The 18881-nt window shown below is 71.4% G+C and carries 22 protein-coding genes and 1 pseudogene; 11 read left to right on the top strand and 12 right to left on the bottom strand.

Features of this window, described 5'->3' with window-relative positions:
- Positions 1 to 91 precede the first annotated feature (91 nt).
- A complete protein-coding gene (locus tag ACFYY1_RS37735; RefSeq protein ID WP_388593845.1) occupies positions 92 to 592 on the bottom strand; it encodes a nuclear transport factor 2 family protein in 501 nt (166 codons plus the stop codon).
- A 67-nt stretch (positions 593 to 659) separates the two neighbouring features.
- Complete coding sequence (locus ACFYY1_RS37730) at positions 660 to 1520, bottom strand: universal stress protein (RefSeq protein ID WP_388593842.1); 861 nt, start codon at positions 1518 to 1520, stop codon at positions 660 to 662.
- Positions 1521 to 1738: 218 nt separating this feature from the next.
- Between ACFYY1_RS37730 and ACFYY1_RS37725 the strand changes: the two genes are divergently transcribed.
- The gene (locus tag ACFYY1_RS37725) at positions 1739 to 2008 is read left to right on the top strand and encodes a hypothetical protein (protein WP_388593840.1); all 270 of its coding nucleotides are present in this window, start codon (positions 1739 to 1741) and stop codon (positions 2006 to 2008) included.
- 300 nt (positions 2009 to 2308) lie between these two features.
- Here the strand turns inward: ACFYY1_RS37725 and ACFYY1_RS37720 are convergent, their stop codons facing one another.
- Both ACFYY1_RS37720 and ACFYY1_RS37715 read right to left on the bottom strand, forming a co-directional pair.
- Positions 2309 to 3379 carry a PP2C family protein-serine/threonine phosphatase gene (locus ACFYY1_RS37720; RefSeq protein WP_388593838.1) on the bottom strand — a complete coding sequence of 357 codons (1071 nt, stop codon included), beginning with the start codon at positions 3377 to 3379 and terminating at the stop codon, positions 2309 to 2311.
- A 61-nt stretch (positions 3380 to 3440) separates the two neighbouring features.
- The gene (locus tag ACFYY1_RS37715; protein ID WP_388593835.1) at positions 3441 to 3644 is read right to left on the bottom strand and encodes a hypothetical protein; all 204 of its coding nucleotides are present in this window, start codon (positions 3642 to 3644) and stop codon (positions 3441 to 3443) included.
- Positions 3645 to 3898: 254 nt separating this feature from the next.
- Here ACFYY1_RS37715 and ACFYY1_RS37710 point away from each other — a divergent pair, with 254 nt between their 5' ends.
- Positions 3899 to 4267: an ArsR/SmtB family transcription factor gene (locus ACFYY1_RS37710; protein ID WP_388593832.1), complete on the top strand. Its 369-nt coding sequence runs from the start codon at positions 3899 to 3901 to the stop codon at positions 4265 to 4267.
- Positions 4268 to 4535: 268 nt separating this feature from the next.
- On the opposite strand, the gene ACFYY1_RS37705 is transcribed toward ACFYY1_RS37710, so the two are convergent.
- Entirely contained in the window at positions 4536 to 5408 is an 873-nt protein-coding gene (locus ACFYY1_RS37705) for an undecaprenyl-diphosphate phosphatase (protein ID WP_388593830.1), read from the bottom strand.
- A 202-nt stretch (positions 5409 to 5610) separates the two neighbouring features.
- A complete protein-coding gene (locus ACFYY1_RS37700; protein ID WP_388593829.1) occupies positions 5611 to 6324 on the bottom strand; it encodes a TVP38/TMEM64 family protein in 714 nt (237 codons plus the stop codon).
- Positions 6325 to 6773: 449 nt separating this feature from the next.
- On the opposite strand from ACFYY1_RS37700, the gene tuf reads away from it, so the two are divergent.
- From tuf to ACFYY1_RS37685, 3 genes are all read left to right on the top strand, one after another.
- A complete protein-coding gene (gene tuf / locus ACFYY1_RS37695) occupies positions 6774 to 7961 on the top strand; it encodes an elongation factor Tu (RefSeq protein ID WP_388593826.1) in 1188 nt (395 codons plus the stop codon).
- Between the two features lie 73 nt (positions 7962 to 8034).
- On the top strand, positions 8035 to 8880 hold the full coding sequence (locus ACFYY1_RS37690; RefSeq protein ID WP_388593825.1) for a patatin-like phospholipase family protein: 846 nt from the start codon (positions 8035 to 8037) through the stop codon (positions 8878 to 8880).
- Positions 8881 to 8902: 22 nt separating this feature from the next.
- The gene (locus ACFYY1_RS37685; protein WP_388593822.1) at positions 8903 to 9748 is read left to right on the top strand and encodes a spermidine synthase; all 846 of its coding nucleotides are present in this window, start codon (positions 8903 to 8905) and stop codon (positions 9746 to 9748) included.
- Here ACFYY1_RS37685 and ACFYY1_RS37680 read toward each other — a convergent pair.
- A complete protein-coding gene (locus ACFYY1_RS37680) occupies positions 9710 to 11011 on the bottom strand; it encodes an MFS transporter (RefSeq protein ID WP_388593820.1) in 1302 nt (433 codons plus the stop codon). The two genes, ACFYY1_RS37685 and ACFYY1_RS37680, sit on opposite strands and share 39 nt — an antisense overlap.
- 63 nt (positions 11012 to 11074) lie before the next feature.
- Positions 11075 to 12142 (bottom strand): hypothetical protein, encoded by a 1068-nt coding sequence (locus ACFYY1_RS37675; RefSeq protein ID WP_388593817.1) that lies wholly within the window; start codon positions 12140 to 12142, stop codon positions 11075 to 11077.
- Between the two features lie 152 nt (positions 12143 to 12294).
- On the opposite strand from ACFYY1_RS37675, the gene ACFYY1_RS37670 reads away from it, so the two are divergent.
- Complete coding sequence (locus tag ACFYY1_RS37670) at positions 12295 to 12732, top strand: DUF4442 domain-containing protein (protein ID WP_388593879.1); 438 nt, start codon at positions 12295 to 12297, stop codon at positions 12730 to 12732.
- A 158-nt stretch (positions 12733 to 12890) separates the two neighbouring features.
- On the top strand, positions 12891 to 13547 hold the full coding sequence (locus ACFYY1_RS37665; RefSeq protein WP_388593815.1) for a DedA family protein: 657 nt from the start codon (positions 12891 to 12893) through the stop codon (positions 13545 to 13547).
- 97 nt (positions 13548 to 13644) lie between these two features.
- Here the strand turns inward: ACFYY1_RS37665 and ACFYY1_RS37660 are convergent, their stop codons facing one another.
- Complete coding sequence (locus ACFYY1_RS37660; protein ID WP_388593812.1) at positions 13645 to 14175, bottom strand: gamma carbonic anhydrase family protein; 531 nt, start codon at positions 14173 to 14175, stop codon at positions 13645 to 13647.
- A gap of 182 nt (positions 14176 to 14357) precedes the next feature.
- On the opposite strand from ACFYY1_RS37660, the gene ACFYY1_RS37655 reads away from it, so the two are divergent.
- Positions 14358 to 15113 (top strand): acyltransferase, encoded by a 756-nt coding sequence (locus ACFYY1_RS37655; RefSeq protein ID WP_388593810.1) that lies wholly within the window; start codon positions 14358 to 14360, stop codon positions 15111 to 15113.
- On the opposite strand, the pseudogene ACFYY1_RS37650 reads toward ACFYY1_RS37655, so the two are convergent.
- Positions 15113 to 15430 (bottom strand): annotated as a pseudogene (locus ACFYY1_RS37650) (hypothetical protein); the annotation flags it as partial. The gene ACFYY1_RS37655 and the pseudogene ACFYY1_RS37650 overlap by 1 nt on opposite strands.
- 93 nt (positions 15431 to 15523) lie before the next feature.
- Between ACFYY1_RS37650 and ACFYY1_RS37645 the strand changes: the two are divergent.
- On the top strand, positions 15524 to 16096 hold the full coding sequence (locus ACFYY1_RS37645; RefSeq protein WP_388593808.1) for a helix-turn-helix domain-containing protein: 573 nt from the start codon (positions 15524 to 15526) through the stop codon (positions 16094 to 16096).
- A gap of 44 nt (positions 16097 to 16140) precedes the next feature.
- On the top strand, positions 16141 to 16701 hold the full coding sequence (locus tag ACFYY1_RS37640; RefSeq protein WP_388593807.1) for a YbaK/EbsC family protein: 561 nt from the start codon (positions 16141 to 16143) through the stop codon (positions 16699 to 16701).
- A gap of 24 nt (positions 16702 to 16725) precedes the next feature.
- On the opposite strand, the gene ACFYY1_RS37635 is transcribed toward ACFYY1_RS37640, so the two are convergent.
- Positions 16726 to 17574: an aminoglycoside N(3)-acetyltransferase gene (locus ACFYY1_RS37635; protein WP_388593805.1), complete on the bottom strand. Its 849-nt coding sequence runs from the start codon at positions 17572 to 17574 to the stop codon at positions 16726 to 16728.
- A gap of 81 nt (positions 17575 to 17655) precedes the next feature.
- Complete coding sequence (locus tag ACFYY1_RS37630) at positions 17656 to 18066, bottom strand: CoA-binding protein (protein ID WP_388593803.1); 411 nt, start codon at positions 18064 to 18066, stop codon at positions 17656 to 17658.
- Between the two features lie 58 nt (positions 18067 to 18124).
- On the opposite strand from ACFYY1_RS37630, the gene ACFYY1_RS37625 reads away from it, so the two are divergent.
- Positions 18125 to 18751, top strand: coding sequence for a YigZ family protein (locus ACFYY1_RS37625; protein ID WP_388593801.1), 627 nt, complete (start codon positions 18125 to 18127; stop codon positions 18749 to 18751).
- Positions 18752 to 18881 lie beyond the last annotated feature (130 nt).

The following is an 18881-nucleotide window of genomic DNA, read 5'->3' as shown; positions in this document are numbered from 1 at the left end:
CCTCGTCCTGCCCGATGAGCAGTCTTCCCCGTTGTTCGTCGCTCCGCAGTTCTTCCTCGGCGCGGAAAGGCGGAAGCAGCGGTGCTGCGGCTCAGCCCGCGGTCCAGGGGCCCGCCGTGCCGCGCCACTTCTCGTGGACGGTCACGGTACGGATCCGCCAGCCGCCGTCCGTACGCGCGAGCGAGAACGCGTACCGCCCGCCGGAGACGAAGTTCGGCGCGGTGACCGCCGGTGACTCCGGTCCGCCCGAACCGGCCGCGGCGCTCTCCAGCCGCATCGGGTTCACGTAGTCGGCCAGCACCTCGGCACGGTCGCCCGGGTAGCCGTCGAGGTCCTGGAACCCGATCCGGCGGTTGACGACCAGATGCTGACGTACGGGGAAGAGCCGCATCGTCCGCGCCAGCCACTCGGCGACCTCGTGCGCCGGCCCTTCGACACCACCGGCACCGCGGTAGTCGGCGCGGCCGTCCGCGGTGAACAGGGCCCGGTAGTCCGCCCATTCACCGTCGTCCACCGCCACCGCGTAGCCGGTGATCACCGCATCGATGGCCAGCCGGTCCATCACGGTCGCGAGGTCCACGCGCTGTGTCATCGGGTCAGTGTCCGCCCGCCGGCGTGCGAGGCCAAGAGGCGTGCACGCACGACGGGACGGCGCGGTGTCAGCAGGGCACCACGGCAACCGGGCCGAGCGCGTGCGTGAGCGTGGTCTGCGCGACGGGGGAGAGCCCCAGCCCGAGGGACTCGCCGCCCCGGCGCCGCCCGATCACGGTCAGCGCCGCGGTCGCCGAGGCCGTGACCAGGGTGCGTGAGGCGGAGCCCGCCACCGGTTCCCTGACCACTTCGACCTGCGCGTACTTCTCCCGCCAGCCGGCGGTGAGCTCCGCGAGGGTGCGCTCGGCGGAGTCCGCAGCCGCGTCCCGGTCGAAGACGGGGCCGCCGGAGAGGATCGAGGAGAACATCGTCCAGCCGTGCACGATCCGCAGCCGCGTCCCGGGCCGGGACGCGGCGGTCTCGAAGGCGAACTCGAGAACCGCCTCGCTGCTCTCGTCGGCGGCCACCCCCGCGACGATGTCGGAGCTCGCTCCCTCCACCGCCGTGTCCTCGTCCGAGGGCCCGCTGTGGACCACGACGACGGGGCACGCGGCCATCGACGCGGTGGCCAGGCTGTTGGAGCCGAGCATCAGGGACCGGAAGCCGCCCAGGCCGCGTGAGCCGACCACCACCAGCGAGGCGTTCCGGCTGAGCGAAGTGAGGACCGCCGAAGGGTAGTCCAGTGGGGTCAGCGTCGACGGGTGCAGCTGCGGAGCGATCTCGGAGACCCTTCGCACGGACCGGTCGAGCAGCTCCTGTGCCTCGCGCCGCAGCGTTTCCTGCTCGACGCGCCGGTCGGGCGTCCGAGCGTGCACGATCGTCAGCCCGAGCCCCCGCCGTACGGCTTCGTGGGCGGCCCAGTCGAGTGCCTCCTGGCTGTGCGACGAGCCGTCGACCGCGGCGATCACGGGACGGTCGGTGCTGGTCATGGTTGCCTCCAGGTTCCGGCGGTGGATGTCCCGAGCCGGTGCGCGTGAGCAGCGCACGGCAGGTTCTTTCGACCCTATCCGCCCGGAAGATCCGGAACACACCGCCACCCCCGTCGGGCCGTGGCACGTGCCGGCGGGAGGGGAGTCGTGGCATGTGCCGGCGAGAGCGAGAGCGGCCGGCCCCCGCGATTGTCAGTGCCGGGTGCGATGCTGCCCCCATGGACGAGCTGATGCGGCAGCGGCGCGTGTACGGCGCCGACCATGACGATCCCGACCCCGGGCCCCGGCCGGGGCACTCCTATCGGGAGTTGGTGGGTGGCCCGCTCGACGGCCTGCTGCTCGACGTGACGGGCTGGACGGACCGGGCGCTGCGCGAGGGCGCGGCGCTGAACACGGAGATCGGGCGATTCGGTCCGGGCGGCAGAGCGGAGTACGGGCCGCGGGGCGCGGACCCCGACCACTGGGACTGGCGGGGCGACACACCCTGACGGCTCCGCCCGCCGGCTCGCCCGCGTCCGGGCTCAGCACGCCCGCGACTTCGTGGCCCCTCCGCGTCTCCGCCGCGATGCGGCAGTGGCCGTCCTCGTCCAGCCACTCCTTCCCGCCGTGCCGCAGCAGGTACATCCGCTTCCCGGCGAACGCGGTCGCGGGTGAACTCCTTGCTCCCTGGCGGCCCTTGGTGGCAGGTTCGCCCGCTGCGATCGCCGCGTCCACGGAGCGCAGGCACATGGCGTGCCGGGTCCGGGGAGCGCACGCCGGCCGCGCGGGTTCCCAGCGGGACAAGACCTTCACTGACCCCGTCTGCGTGACGGTGTGCCAGCCGCCGCACGGACGGCGATGGCCGCGATGTCGTCGTCGAGACGGTCGTGGCTGAAGCGGACCAGGTCGCTGTGCAACTGTTCGAGCAGCAGGGACGGGGAGCCCGCTTCCCACTGTCCCGCGTGCTGCACCAGCGGGAAGAACGCGCCGGTGTGGTCGCGGGTCTCGGTGACGCCGTCGGTGTAGAGCAGCAGCTGGTCCTCGATGACGAAGGAGAAGGTGTCGATGCGGTAGCCATCCTCGACCAGCGCGCCCATGTTGATGGGGGGTGAGGGTGCCGTGGGGGTGACCTCGCGGACCGTTCCCGCGCGAAGCAGCAGCGGAGGGGGGTGTCCCAGGTTGACGATGCCGACGGCCGATCCGTCGTCGGGGATCTCGACGAGCAGGGCCGTGGCGAAGTACTCCATCCGGTCGTCGGGCAGCAGTGCGGTGTAGCGGCTCGTGCTGACGTCCAGTCGGCGTGCCAGTCGTGCCAGGTCCGGCTCGTCGTATGCGGCTTCTCGGAAGCAGCCGAGGACCGCTGAGGCCATGCCGACTGCAGGGAGGCCCTTGCCGCGCACGTCTCCGATGATCATGCGAACGCCGTGGACTGTCTCCAATGCCTCGTAGAAGTCGCCGCCTACGCGGGCCTGGGCCGCGGCGGCCAGGTACAGAGCCTCGATGTCCAGCCGGCCGAGGCGGTGCGGCATGGGGCGCAGCAGGACTTTCTGGGTCGTCTCGGCGACGGAACGAACGTCGGCGAGGGTCTGCTCCCGCTGCTGGCGCACATGGCTGGCGAAGGCGGCCGCGGCTGTGGCGCCCGCGATCACCGCGAGGGTGAACAGGTGTGTGCGCTCCACACTCACACCACCGATGGTCACGGCGATCACTACGTCGATGACTGCGGCGAGCACACCTATGGCCACCGTGCCGACCACTGGCCACACCGAGGCAGCGAAAACGGGGGCGAGAGAGAGAAAGCGACTGAAGTGGAGGTTGCTCGGACTGACATAGGCGACCACAGTGATGATGGCGATCAGTGCCAGGGGCACCAGACGCATCACCTGCTCCCCGAGGCTGCTGTCGGCAAAGCGCCGAAATCGACCCGAAAAGTTCACATGGTCAGCTTATAGGGCGATTGTGGAGCATCAGTCGGAAGCGGAACTGGTAGCCCGGCAGGCCCGGGGCGGCCGGGAACGGCTCGGGCGCCGAAGGTGGGTCGTCAAGCGCATCATCGGCGCATTCTTCGATCTCGTCGACACCGTCGTCGGCCGCCGACGTGGACCTTGGCGGGTGGGCGCCCAAGCCGATTTCGCGCTCGGTCACCCAGTCGGGTGTGGGAGGCGTGGCAGGGCAGACGAAGAATCGATCACGCGTTCGATAATGGATCTGTTTGGTGGCGCCCAGGTGCAACCCTCGGGTTGCACCTGAAGGGGTTCCATGTGCAACTCTGAAGTTGCACTCAATGGGCAATGGCAGAGGATTCCCCTCATGGGAGAGGACCGGATTGAACGCGAAACCCTGATCGCGGCACCCCTGGAGCTCGACGCGCTCAAGACGCGCGCCGAAGAGCCCTCCACGTGACGGAAGAACGTCCCGGCGCCGGCGAGGTCGTCGACAGCGTCCTCGGTGCGCTGGCCGACCCGATGCGACGTCAGCTGCTCGACCTGCTTGCCGCACGGGACGAGGCCACCGCGACGGCGCTGGCCGAGCGCCTTCCCGTCTCACGGCAGGCGGTGGTCAAGCACCTTGCCGTCCTGGATGCCGCGGGGCTGGTTTCCGGCAGGCGGGTCGGGCGCGAGGTGCGGTACGCGGTGCGGCCGGCGGCGCTGGACACGACGGCACGGTGGATGGCCTCGCTCGCAGCCGACTGGGACCGGCGGTTGGCGAACATCAAACGCGTCGCTGAGGCAGCGGAGCGGGATTCGAGTGCGACACGTCCCGACTGAAGCCGCGGTGGTTTCACGCCACGGGGCCCGGGAGGATGCGGGCCGCGGCGGAGTGCGTTCGTCTCCCGCGGTTCGGTGCGCCGCCACCTGCTCCGGATCCGTGGCGGCCCGCCGAGGAGTGGTGGCGGCCCGCACCCGACAGCATCGGAGGGCCCGTACAGCTTCGGCTGTGCGGGCCCTCTCGTCGTCAATTCTGCTTCTGCGTATGTGTCGGCCAGTCCAATGTGTCTCTTTGTCCGGGCGGGGAGCGGGAGATATGGATACCTGGTCAGCTTGCGGACTCGCCCGCATCCGGGCTCAGGACCCCCGCGCCGACCAGGATGAACAGCAGAATGCCCAGAATGATCCGGTAGATGACGAACGGCATGAAGCTCTTGGTCGTGATGAACTTCATGAACCAGGCGATGACCGCGTAGCCCACGCCGAACGCGATGACGGTCGCGAAGATGGTCGGCCCCCACGACACGTGCCCCTCGCCCGCGTCCTTCAGCTCGAAGGCGCCCGAGGCGAGCACCGCCGGGATCGCGAGCAGGAAGGAGTACCGGGCCGCGGCCTCACGGGTGTAGCCCATCAGCAGACCACCGCTGATGGTCGCTCCGGAGCGGGAGACACCCGGGATCAGTGCCATCGCCTGGCAGAAGCCGAAGATCAGGCCGTCCTTCACACCGAGTTCCCTGAGCGTCTTGCGCTGCTTGGCGGCCCGGTGCTTCCCGCCCACCTCGTCGCGGGCGGCGAGACGGTCGGCGACGCCGAGGACGATGCCCATCACGATCAGCGTGGTGGCGATCAGCCGCAGATCGCGGAACGGGCCCTCGATCTGGTCCTTGAACGTCACCCCGAGCACGCCGATGGGGATGGAGCCCACGATGACCAGCCAGCCCATCTGGGCATCGTGGTCGCCGCGCATCGACCGGTCGGTCAGTGAACGGAGCCAGGCCGAGACGATCCGGACGATGTCCTTGCGGAAGTAGATGAGGACGGCCGCCTCCGTGCCGATCTGGGTGATGGCGGTGAACGCCGCACCCGGGTCGTGCCAGCCGGCGAAAGCTGCGGTGAGCCGCAGATGCGCGCTGGAGGAGATCGGCAGGAACTCGGTCAGTCCCTGAACGAGGCCCAGGACGAACGATTCGAACCAGCTCATGGGGCTTTGGCCATCCCGGAGTGATCGTGCATCGGCAGACGGCGGTGAGGGCCGTCGGCAGTGTGCGCATTGCGGTCGAATGAGGACAGGGCCATGACGGGCCCCGGAGATCTTCGGTCGGTCGCGGGCAGGGTACCGCCCTCAGATGAACAGCGTTACGCGTCCCCCGGGCCTCCCGCCGACCTGCTCCGGGCGCCCCGGTTCACTCGGGGGCCAGCCGGTGGCGCTTGCGCCAGGCGACGACGGCCGCGCCGAGCCCCGTCAGCACGATGAAACCCATCGCGGCCAGGAACGCCGGCGAGGTCGGTGACGAGGCCTCGCTGCCCGCGACGACGTACGCCGCGGTGTTCGGGATCGAGCCGAGCCCGGTGGCGACCAGGAACGGCGGATACCCCATGCGCGACACCGCAGCGCAGTAGTTGGCCGCCGCGAACGGCACGCCCGGGAACAGCCGCAGCGCCAGCATCGAGCGGAACCCGTGCCTGCTCAACTGCCCGTCCGCCGCCTTCAGCCACCGTCCGCGCAGCAGCGTACGGAGCGCGTCCTGCCCCAGCACCCTGCCCAGCCCGAACGAGATGCCCGCGCCGAGCACCGTCCCCGCCAGGGCGGCCGTCAGCCCCGCCTGCGTACCGAAGAGCGCGCCCGCGGCGAGATTGAGCAGCGGCCGGGGAACGAAGGCCACGGTGCACACGCCGTACGCGAGACCGAAGAGGACCACCGCCACGGCACCGCCGCTGAGCTGGGCGGGCCAGCCGGTGGCGAGCAGCCGCTGGGGTTCGAGGAAGAGCATCGTCGCGGCGGCGCCCAGCAGCACGGCCACGAGCAGCGAGAACCGGGACCAGGGCGAGAGCAGCGCCCTCGTGCAGCGCACGGCGAGGCCGGGGGCGGGCCGGGCTGCGGGGACGGGGTCGAGCATGCCGGGAGACTAACCGACACCGGTGCGTGATCGCCGTAGCGCAGGCGGCAGGGACCGGTCCGCCGACTTCGTGCCCGACGCCCGCCCGGCGTCCGCCCGACGCCCCCCGACGCCCGCCCGGCGTCCGGGGCGGGCCGAACTCCCTTGCCCGCACCGCGGTGTACGCCGGAAAACCATTCGACGGCGACGGGTCCGTCGGACATGATCGGACCCATGTTCCGGTACGCCTTCCTCGCAGCGCCGTCCGCAGTCGCGGACGCGCCGAAGGCTGCCGTGAGCCCCTTCATCGCAGCGGCATCTGCCGCAGCGGCAGCGTTCACGGCTGCCGTCGCGCCCCTCGGCGGCGCCCGAAGCTGACCCTCCCCCGACAGTCCGGCGGACCCCGCAAGGGGAGGGTCGGCCGGGCCCTGGGGTCTTCTCTCTCAGCTTCGAACACCAAGGAATGAGCCATGCCCAAGACGGCATACGTGCGCACCAAGCCGCACCTCAACATCGGCACCATGGGCCACGTCGACCACGGCAAGACCACCCTGACCGCAGCCATCACCAAGGTTCTCAGCGACCGGGGGACCGGCACGTTCGTGCCGTTCGACCGGATCGACCGGGCGCCGGAGGAGACGCAGCGCGGCATCACCATCAACATCGCGCACGTCGAGTACGAGACCGACACCCGCCACTACGCGCACGTCGACATGCCGGGGCACGCCGACTACATCAAGAACATGGTCACCGGCGCCGCCCAGCTCGACGGGGCGATCCTGGTCGTCTCCGCGCTCGACGGGATCATGCCGCAGACCGCCGAGCACGTGCTGCTCGCGCGTCAGGTGGGTGTGGACCACATCGTCGTCGCCCTCAACAAGGCGGACGCGGTCGACGACGGCGAGGACACAGTGCTGACCGACCTGGTCGAGCTGGAGGTCCGGGAGCTGCTCTCCGCGCACGGCTACGGCGGGGACTCCGTTCCCGTCGTACGGGTGTCGGGGCTCAAGGCCCTGGAGGGCGACCCGCGCTGGACCGCGGCCGTCGAGGCGCTGCTGGACGCGGTCGACACGTACGTGCCGATGCCGGTCAGGTACACCGACGCGCCGTTCCTGCTGTCGGTGGAGAACGTCCTGACCATCACCGGCCGGGGCACCGTCGTCACCGGAGCCGTGGAGCGCGGCACCGTGCGCACCGGCGACCGGGTCGCGGTGCTCGGTCCTGACCCGGGCATCGAGACGGTCGTCACCGGGCTGGAGACCTTCGGGAAGCCGATGGAGTCCGCGGAGGCCGGCGACAACGTGGCACTGCTGCTGCGCGGGGTGGAGCGCGACCGGGTGCGACGCGGCCATGTGGTCGCGGCGCCGGGCAGTGTGACGCCCAGTCGGCGTTTCACCGCGCAGGTGTACGTCCTGTCGGCGCGGGAGGGCGGCCGGACCACCCCGGTCACCACCGGGTACCGGCCGCAGTTCTACATCCGCACCGCGGACGTCGTCGGCGACGTCGACCTCGGTGCGGTGGCGGTGGCGCGCCCCGGTGACACGGTCGACCTGACCGTCGAGCTGGGACGCGATGTCCCGCTGGAGAGCGGACTCGGCTTCGCGATCCGGGAGGGCGGCCGCACGGTCGGCGCCGGGACCGTCACCGGGCTGCTCTGAACCGCCGGACCCCAGGGGCCCGCTTCCCGTACCCCACGGGAGGCGGGCCCGTGCCGTGCGCGAGACTGACGGCATGACAGACACAGCATTGGTGCTCGGTGCCGGTGGAGTCACCGGCAGTGCGTGGGAGACCGGGATCCTGCACGGGCTCGCGAAGGCGGGCGTGGACCTCTCCGCGGCGGATCTGATCATCGGCAGCTCGGCGGGAGCGGTGGTCGGCGCGCAGCTGGCCTCCGGACTGCTCGGCCTTCCCGAACTCTACGAACTCCAGCTCGCCGATCCGCAGGACATGACGGGCGGCAGGCTCGGTCCGCTCATGCTGCTGCGGTACGCGGGGGCCGTACTCTCCGCGCGGACCCCCGAGGCGTACGGCAGGAAGCTGGGCAGGATCGCGCGGGACGCCCGGCCCGGCATCACCGAGGCGCAACGGCGCGAGGCGATCGCGAGCCGACTCCTGTCGCCCGAGTGGCCGGGGCGTCCGCTGCTCGTCACCGCCGTCGACGCCACGACCGGTGAACTCCACACGTTCGACAGGGACGGCGCGGTGTCCCTCGTCGACGCCGTCACCGCGAGCTGCGCGGTCCCCGGCGTCTGGCCCGTCACCCGGATCCAGGGGCGGGCCTGGATCGACGGCGGGGTGCACTCCACGGCCAACGCCCAGCTCGCCGCCGGATACGGACGCGTCGTCGTCATCGCACCCTCGGCGTCCGGCAACAAGGCCATCGCCTCACCGCGCTCACAGGCGGCCGCACTCGCCGCGGACGGGGCCCGGGTCGAGCTCATCACCCCGGACGCGGCCGCGAAGAAGGCATTCGGCCGCAATCCGCTCGACCCGAGCTGCCGAGCAGCGGCGGCCCGCGCCGGGTTCGAACAGTCGGCCGCACACACCGAAGCCGTCGCCACGGTCCTGAGCAGCTGATCCGGCACCCGACAATGGGGGAGTGAACGACTCGATACCCGTCATCCGGGACGTGGACCAGGGCACCGCCAGACTCCTCCCCGACGTGGACCGGGACCGGGCCTGGCTGCTCACCGTCGATGGCGCGCCCCAGTCCTACGTCGACCTCGACGCGCCGGAGCACCTGGAGTTCGAGTACGCCCGACGGCTCGCCCATGTCGTCGACTGCGCGGCCGGGCCGGGCGCGCCGCTGGACGTGCTCCACCTCGGCGGCGGTGCGCTCACCCTGCCCCGCTACACCGCCGCGACCAGGCCCGGCTCCCGCCAGGACGTCGCCGAAGCCGATCTCGGGCTCCTCGAACTGGTCGCCGAGCAGCTTCCGCTCCCCGACCACAGCGGGATCACCGTGCACGGCACGGACGCCCGGGGCCTGCTGGAGCGCACCGCACCCGCCTCCCTCGACATCCTGATCGCGGACGTCTTCGGCGGCTCGCGGGTACCCGCCCACCTCACCTCCGTCGAGTACGCACGGGCTGCCCGCCGTACGCTGCGCAACGGCGGGATCTACGCGGCGAACCTCGCGGACGGCGCGCCCTTCGGTTTCCTCCGCTCCCAACTGGCCACCTTCGCGGCGGTCTTCGAGGAACTCGCGCTCATCGCCGAACCCGCGGTGCTGCGCGGCCGGCGCTTCGGCAACGTCATCCTGGTCGCCTCCCCGAGCCCCATCGACACCGCCGCGCTGACCCGCCGCTGCGCCGCCGACGCCTTCCCGGCCCGGGTCGAGTACGGTGCCGCGCTGGACCGGCTGGCCGGTGGGGCCGGGCCGGTCGGAGACGGTGAGGCGGTCGCCTCACCCGAGCCGCCCGACGGAGCCTTCAGCATCGGCTGAGACCGGCCCCAGGTCCTTCCCCGCCGCGACCTCGGTGATCTCGGGGGCCCGGGTCAGCCGGCGTACCTCCGGTACGAACAGCACGGCCCCGGTGACCAGTACGATCAGCCCCGCGCACCCCCACAGGGCCTCGCTCCGCCCGACCAGCGACTCCACCGGACCGGCGAGCGCGGTGGCGACCGGCATCATCGCCACCGAGCCGAACCAGTCGTACGCCGAGACGCGGCTGAGCTTCTCCTCCGGGATCTCCTGGTGCATGGCCGTCATCCAGGAGACCCCGAACACCTCGATGGCGACGCCGCTGACGAACATCACCGCGCAGAGCGCGCCCACCGGCAACGGCACCGCGAGGCCCGCCGACGGCAGCGCCAGCGGGAAGACGCAGAGCGTTCCGGCCAGCAGCAGCCGCCGGGGCTTCCAACGCGTCATCAGCAGCGCCCCGCCCAAGGTGCCGGCCCCGAACGCGGCGAGTGCGAAGCCCCAGGGGCGGGCGCCACCGAGCTCGTCCCGGGCGACCAGCGGACCGTACACCGACTCGGCCGCACCCACGGCGGCGACCACCACCGAGAACTGGGCCACGATGCTCCACAGCCAGGGGCGTCCGATGAACTCCTGCCAGCCGTCCCGCATGTCGGCGAGCAGGCCGCCACCCGGCGCGCGCGGGGGAATGTGACCGACGTCCAGGAACGCGCGCAACGCACCGGCCACCGCGAAGGCCGCGGCGTCGACGGCCAGCACCCAGCCGGGATCCATCGCCGCGATCATGGCGCCGCCGAGTGCCGCACCGCCGATCGTCGCGCCCTGTGTGGCCATTCGGAACAGCGCGAAGGCACGGCTCGCCTGCTCCCGGCTGACGCTGGACATCAGCATGCCCTCGGCCGCCGGGTTGAAGAACGCCTGCCCGGTGCCGCACAACGCGGTGAGCAGCATCATCTGCCACAGTTTCGGATCACCGGCCAGGACCAGCCAGGCGAACGCGGCCTGCGAGACGCAGTTGAGGGTATTGGCCGCGACCATCACCCGGTGGCGCGGCAGCCGGTCCGCGATCGCCCCGCCGATCAGCAGGAAGAGCACCAGGGGCGCGGCCCTGGCGGCGGCCACCAGACCGACGTCGCCGCCGTCACCGCCCGCCTTCAGAACGGCGAACGCCGCCGCGATCAGCGCGCCATGGGTGCCCAGGCCCGTGATGATCGCGGCGGCGGTCAGCAGACGGTAGTTGCGGCCGGGGTGCGGCGGACGGGAGGCGGTGGCGGTGACAGTCACCCAAGGGACTATCGCTGCCCCGCCCCCACCGTGCCAACTGCTTTCCCGGGGGAGGGAACGGGGTCAGGGAGCGGGAGTGACGTCCACCAGCCGCACGGTGCTCAGGATCTTGTCGATCGTCGTGTCGGGGAGTTCGTCCTTTACGGAGTCTGCTCCGTACAGGACCCAGGACGCGAACTCACCCTTCTTGTTCTTGAAGGTGAAGGCGATGGCCTTGCCGTCGCTGTCGCACTTCTTCCGCTTCGTGACGTTCGGGGCGGTGGCGGAGACGACCTGGCCGGTGAGACCCGACTTGGTGGTGTACTGCTTGGCCTCGGTGAACTTGATGGTGCTCTGCGGCATGTGCTGCGCGTACGCGGCCCACGCCCAGGTGCCGGCCTCGCTGTGGGCGTTCTTGGCGGCGTCGGTGGCGCCCTGGGCGCCCCTGGTCCCGGCGCTCGCGAGGCTCATGTCCTCCTCGACGCCGTCCTTGTCGGTGTCGTCCACGCACCACTGCTTCTGGTAGAACGACGGCGCGGAGAAGCCGATGAGCGGCGAGCCGTCACCCTTCTTCTCGTCCTCGAAGTACGAGAACACGCCGGGCTTCCCGACCTCCCAGTCGCCGGGCACGTCGAACTGCGTACCCCACTTGGGGTTGGTGACGACCTTCCACCCGGGGATGAGGGGCTTGGGGTCCCCGTCGTCGCCACGCGGGTTCGCCTCGGACGCGGAGGCGGAGCCGGACGGCTTGGCCGGCGCCGAGGACTGCTTGCCGTCGGCGACGTCCTTGCCCTTGTCGTCCTTGTTCATCACGACGACACCGGTCACCACGGCGGCCACGACCACGGCGGTGGCCGCGACGATCGCGATGGCGGTGGTCTTCTTCTTGTTGTTGTCGCCGGGCTGCGGAGCACCGGGCGGACCGGGCACCGCGTACTGCGCCACGGTCGGCTGCTGGTACGGGTTCGGCTGCGCGTAGCCGGGCTGCTGGCCCTGCTGCTGATACCCCGGCTGCTGCCCCGGCTGTCCCTGCTGCTGATATCCCGGCTGCTGATAGGGATTCGGCTGCTGGTACCCCGGCTGCTGGTACGGGTTCTGATTCTGGTCCTGCGGGTTTTGCTCGCCCCCGGGCGGCTGCTGTCCTGGCCACATGGCGAGTAACGATAGAGGGGCGGTGGCCGGTCTGCTACGCCCGCCCCCGTGTGCGGACGGTGAAGGAAGCGATCGGGGAGGTCCACCGGGGGCTTCGGGGATGGCCAAAAAGTTCTACCCGTGAGTAACATCTGGCCATGAGCGCTGAACAGATGACCGTCGGCGAGATGCTCGTCGCGACGGTTCCGATGGCCCGGACCCTCAACCTCGAATTCCTGGAGACGACCGCCGAGCGCGCGGTGGTCCGCCTGCCGGACCAGGCCGAATACCACAACCACATCGGCGGACCGCACGCCGGAGCGATGTTCACGCTGGCGGAATCGGCGAGCGGGGCGATCGTCATAGCAGCCTTCGGCGACCAGATGTCGCGCGCCGTGCCGCTCGCGGTGAAGGCGGAGATCGGCTACAAGAAGCTGGCCAAGGGAGTCGTCACCGCGACGGCGACCCTCGGCCGCCCGGTGGCCGAGGTCATCGCCGAACTCGACGAGGGCAAGCGGCCGGAGTTCCCCGTGACCATTGGGATCCAGCGCGCGGACGGCGCGGTGACCGGTGAGATGACGGTCGTCTGGACGCTGCGCCCCAACGCCTGATTCCGGCCGGCCTCGTGAAGAGCCGCCACGCGCCCCGGGGGAGGGCGCGTGGCGGCTTTTCGAGCTGTCCGGGCAACTGGCGGGACAGGTAGGCTTCCCGCCGTGCGCCGAGGAGTTGCCCGGCGGGCAACAGTCATCAGTTACGGGAGGAACCGGCGTTGCACATCCAGGAATGGCTGGAGACCATCCCCGCGGTCAGCGTCTACGCCCTGGTGGCCGGGGTCATCGGCCTGGAGAGCCTCGGCATTCCGCTGCCGGGCGAGATCGTCCTGATCAGCGCGTCACTCCTGGCCGCCGGGCACGACGGAATCAACCCGTGGATGGTCGGCGCCTGCGCCTCGGCCGGTGCGATCATCGGTGACTCGATCGGATACGCCATCGGCCGCAAGGGCGGGCGCCCGCTGCTGGCCAAGCTGGGCGGGAAGTTCCCCAAGCACTTCGGTGAGAGCCAGATCGCGATGGCGGAGCGGTCGTTCGAGAAGTGGGGCATGTGGGCGGTGTTCTTCGGCCGCTTCGTGGCACTGCTGAGGATCTTCGCGGGTCCGCTGGCGGGCGTGCTGCACATGCCGTACTGGAAGTTCCTGATCGCCAATGTGCTCGGTGGCATCGTCTGGGCGGGCGGCACCACGGCCGTCATCTACTCGGTGGGTGTCGTCGCCGAGGCCTGGCTCAAGCGGTTCTCCTATCTCGGCCTCGTGGTCGCGGTGCTGATCGGCATCGCCTCGATGCTGATCGTGAAGAACCGGGCCAAGAAGGCGGCCGCGGCATCGATTGCCCCGGCGCCCGAGCCGGCGACGGCCGTGGCCACCGACTGACCGTACGCGGACTGCGCGGACCGGGCGGTGCGATGCCACGGACTGGGCGGTGCGATTCCCGCACCGCCCGTTGCGTGCTGCCCGCCGCCCGTCGCGCTCAGCCTTCGTGCGCCTGACGGTGCGCCTTGGCCAGCTCCACGTAGCCGACCGCGTTGAACCTGATGCCTTCGAGCTCCTCCTCGGTCAGCGGGCGCTTCACCTTGGCGGGGACCCCGGCGACCAGCGAGCCCGGCGGCACCTGCATCCCCTGCGGGACCAGGGCCTGCGCCGCGATCAGTGAACCCGCGCCGATGTGCGCGCCGTTGAGCACGGTGGCGCCCATGCCGACCAGGACATCGTCCTCGATGGTGCAGCCGTGGAGCACGGCGTTGTGCCCGACCGAGACGCGCTCGCCGATCGTGACCGGGAACCCGGGGTCGCCGTGGACGCTGCAGTTGTCCTGGATGTTGCTGTCGGCACCGATGACGATCGGTCCGCAGTCGGCGCGCAGTACGGCGTGGTACCAGATGCTGGAGCCCGCGGCCATCGTGATCTCACCGATGACGACCGAGGTCGGTGCCGTGAAGGCAGCCACGTCGATGTCCGGCTCCTTGCCGCCCATTCCCGTGATCAACGCCTGTTGTGCCATCGCCCGTTCCTCCGTGCTCAGGTGTCGCGCGGCCGAGGCTGTCCGGTCCCGGCAGCCGGCCACGGCTGTTCGATCGCGCCAGGAGGAACGGTAGGCGACGGCCGGGCGAGAGCGACCGAGTGGGGTGAACATCACAGGTCGCCGCGGTGATCGACTCGGCCGCCGCCGACTACCGTGAGCGAGTGCCGAAGAACAGGAACATGTTCTCTTCCCTCGCCGCCTGGCGGCGACGCGCCCTGTCCCGGGCCGTCCACCGCGGCTGGCGATGGGTGCAGGAGACGGGCGCGGTCACCGCGGACCGGCCGGGTGCGCTGTGCTTCCGCCGGATCGGCGAGGGCACCCGGCTGGCCTTCCCGCAGGGCACGGTCTTCGGTGAGCCGTGGATCGAGCTCGGCTCGCACTGCGTGATCGGCGAACAGGTCACTCTGACGGCCGGGCTCATGCCCGACCTCGACCTCGGTCCCGACCCGATCCTGACCCTGGGCGACGGCGTGGTGCTCGGCCGGGGCAGCCATGTGGTCGCCGACACCACGGTGACCATCGGCCCGGACACGTACTGCGGGCCGTACGTCTACATCACGTCGACGAACCACAGCTACGACGATCCGCACGAGCCGGTCGGCCGGCAGTGGCCCCGCATGGAGCCGGTCGCCATCGGGCCGGGCTGCTGGATCGGCACCGGAGCGGTGATCCTCCCGGGAGCAGTGCTCGGGCGCAATGTGGTGGTCGCCGCGGGCGCGGTGGTACGGGGCGAGGTGCCCGACCATGCGGTGGTGGCCGGTGCCCCCGCCCGCGTCGTACGCAGCTGGGATCCCGAGAAGGGCTGGCAGCCGCCGCTGCGCACCCCCGCGCCGGTGCCGATCCCGTCGGGTGTCACGCCCGAGCAGCTGCTGGCCCTGGCGGAACCGGGCGAGAACTCCGGCCCGGCCGCCGGCTGACCGGCCTCAACCGGTCGCGAGCAGCACCGTGCCCACCAGGGCGAGACCCGCCCCGGCGGCCTGCACCCCGCGCAGCCGCTCCAGAAGCTCAGCATCGCCACCGGTCCGACGACACCCGCCGCGACCGCGAACCACAGCTGCGGGCCCGCCTCGCTCCAGCCGCCGGTCGCGACCGCGACGACGCCCAGCACCACGGCCGCCACGGACTGGGAGGCGACGACCACGGTGAGCGCGGGGACGCGCCCGGTGAGCAGCCCGCCGCCGAAGTCGGCCAGTCCCCGGAGCGGGCTGGTGGCCGGCGCGAACAGTGCTGTCATTGCGGGCCTCGCAGTACAGTGCGGTGAACGGTGGAGTGCACCACACCGTAGTGCAGTATTTTCGACCCTGTTATCCAAAATATTGGACGGAATGTGTCTGACCTCGATCAGCTCACTCAGTCGCTCGCGCGCAATCTCAAGCGCTGGAGGGGGGAACGCGGCTTCACCCTGGACGCTCTGGCCGCCCGTGCCGGGGTCAGCCGGGGCATGATCATCCAGATCGAACAGGCCCGCACCAACCCGAGCGTCGGCACCACGGTCAAGCTCGCCGACGCACTGGGGGTCAGCATCACCACCCTGCTCGACTACGAGCAGGGCTCACCGGTCCGGCTGGTGCCCGAGAGCCAGGCGGTACGCATGTGGTCCACCGACGCGGGCAGTTCCACCACCCTGCTCGTCGGCACGGAGGCCAGGGGGCCGCTCGAACTCTGGTCCTGGCGGCTGATGCCCGGCGACAGCAGCGCCTCCGACCCGCACCCCGAGGGCACCGTCGAACTGCTCCACGTCGACGCGGGCGAACTCACCCTGGTCGTCGACGGCACCTCGTACGCCGTACCGGCCGGCGCCTCCGCCTCGTTCGAGGCGCACCACCCGCACTCCTACCGAAACGACGGCTCCGAGCCGGCCGAAGTGATCATGGCCGTCTCCATCCCGCCCGTACGGTGAGACGGCCGGCCGCAGGCCCCGGGATCGCTGTTAGCGTGGCGCACATGCGCGCTCCCATCGGCTCCTTCGAGAACGCCGGTCCGGCGGCCGACCGGCTCGATCTGCTCACCGCCCCCGTCGCCGCGGCCGTGACCGCGGGCTGGGGAGGGTTCCCCGCCGAGCAGATCATCCATGTCGACTCGGATCCGGCCATCGCCGACACGGCGGTCTTCGTCGAGCACCACGGCGCGGAACTGCTCGACCGGTCGGCCAATTGCGTGGTGGTGGCGGGCAAGCGCGGTGGTGAGGTGACACTCGCGGCCTGCCTGGTCCTGTCCAGCACCCGCGTCGATGTGAACGGCGTGGTCCGCAAGCAGTTGGGCGCCCGCAAGGCGTCCTTCGCCCCGATGGACACGGCGGTCGGCGAGACCGGCATGGAGTACGGCGGCATCACCCCCATCGGCCTGCCCGCCGCGTGGCCGCTGCTGATCGATCCCGCGGTCGTCGACGAGGAGTGGGTGCTGATCGGCAGCGGCAGCCGCCGGGGCAAGCTGATCGTCCCGGGCAAGGCACTGGCGGCGCTGCCGGGCGCGGTGATCGTCGAGGGGCTCGGCATCAGGAGCTGAAGCCCCTGCGGGAGGGCCGCGCCCTCAGCCGGACGAGTGGCAGAGGGTCCGTGCCGCCGCACCGGCACGGTGGGCCGGCAGCCAGCCGGCGGCGAAGTCGACGGCGTCGACGATGCGGTAGAGCCGGCTCGTCGACGAACCCACCCGGCCGGTACGGATCCGCTCACCCGTGCACGTGCGGGCGAAGTCCGCACCCAGGGCCGCGAAGTCGCTGTCGTCCAGCACGATGTCCTCGTACTCCCACCACTGGCGGCGGCCCCCGGCCGTCACCACACAGCGGTAGCTCCGGCGGGGCGGGGCGGGTACCCGGTACTCGCCCAGGTGGAACGCGGAGCAGGTGTCGAAACCGGTGCCCAGCATGAGCACCTGGGCCCGCAGATCGTAGAGCCGGGCCAGCGGCGAATCCTCGCCGAGGTGGCAATCGGGGCTGTGATCCGCCATCAGCTTCCTGGCCAGTGGGCCGAGCGCGGCGAAGGACGTCTGCGGGTGGCCGCTGCGCTCCGCCCCGTCGCCGAGCCGTACGGCCTCCGACAGCCGGCCCATCGACGGTGCGGCCGACGTCGCCGGGTCGAAGGGCGGCATGCTCGCCCGCACGGCCTCCCGGGCCCGGTCGTCGAGCCCGCGCACCCGGTCGAGGTAGTGCGGAGAGGTGTCGGAGTTCTCCGGCGTGAAGGAGGGGACGACGAGCGTGCCCTGCCCGAGGGCGTCCCGCAACGCACCCACCATCGCACCGGCCCCACCGCTCACCGGGCCCACCGCGCGCATCGACGCGTGCACCAGCAGGACGCCGCCGCGCTCCACTCCCAGCTCGGTGAGCTGCCTGGCCAGCCGGCTCCGGCTGTGGGTATGGGGCGGCGCGGTGGTAGTGGTCACAGCGGGCCATTCTCTCAGCCGGACGCGGGGCGCGAAACACGCATGCCATGGGCACGTGCGGGCGAGGAACGCAGTTGCGGTTCAGCGGTCCAGAGCGGGGATCTCGATGGCGGGGCACCGGTCCATGACCATCTCAAGACCTGCCGCACGCGTGCGCGCGTACGCCTCCGGGTCGACCACACCGAGCTGGAACCAGACGGCCTTCGCGCCCGCCGCGACCGCCTGGTCGGCCACCGGGCCCGCCAGCTCGCTGTTGACGAAGACGTCCACCACATCGACCGGGAACGGGATGTCTCCCAGCGACGCGTAGCCGTCCTCGCCGTGCACCCGCTCGGCCCTGGGATGCACCGGGACCACCCGCTTGCCGAAGCGCTGGAGCACCTCGGCGACGCGGTAGGCCGCCCGGGAGCGGTTGTCGGACAGGCCCACCACGGCCCAGGTGTCGCCGCTGTCCCGGAGAATCCGGCGGATCGTCTCTTCGTCTGCGTACATGATCCGCACAACGGACGGCGGCCCCGGGCCATTCCCGTACGGGGCATAGGGTGGCCGGATGCAGGAGCAGTACCGGACAGTCGCCCGAGCGGGCGTGCACGAGACCGAGATCAACCGGTCGCGCTTCATCTGCGCGCTCGCGCCCGCCGCCACCGAGCAGGAGGCGCAGGACTTCGTCGCACGCGTCCGCAGGGAACACCCGACCGCGACCCACAACTGCTTCGCCTACGTGATCGGCGCCGACGCCTCCGTGCAGAAGGCCGGCGACGACGGGGAGCCCGGAGGCACCGCGGGCGTGCCGATGCTCCAGATGCTGACGCGCCGTGAGATGCGCTACGTCGTCGCCGTCGTCACCCGCTACTACGGCGGTGTCAAGCTCGGCGCCGGCGGACTGATCAGGGCGTACGGGGGAGTGGTCGGCGAAGCCCTCGACGAGCTCGGCACCATCACCCGCCGGCGGTTCCGTCTCGCCACGATCACGATCGGCCACCAACGGGCGGGCAAGCTGGAGAACGACCTGCGCGCCACCGGCCGCACCGTGCGCGAGGTCCGCTACGCGGAGGCCGTCGTCATCGAGATCGCCCTCCCGGACGCCGACGTCGAGTCCTTCCGCGGCTGGCTGGCCGACGTGACGGCGGGCGAGGCCGGGCTGGAGCTCGGCGGCGAGGCGTACGGGGACGCCTGACCGGCATCCCGCGCCGCCCCGCGCGGGACCTTCCCCGCCCGGACCCGGCCTGCGGGGCGATGGCCCGGACGGGGTCGGCGGTGATGCGAGACTGGGGTGGACGGGACGAGAGGGACTCGGCGGCCCCGGG

Origin of the sequence: Streptomyces sp. NPDC001890 (assembly GCF_042891445.1) — a bacterium.
GTDB lineage: Bacteria > Actinomycetota > Actinomycetes > Streptomycetales > Streptomycetaceae > Streptomyces.
Note: the sequence above shows the minus strand (reverse complement) of the source record. Positions and strands in the feature narration are given on the sequence as shown.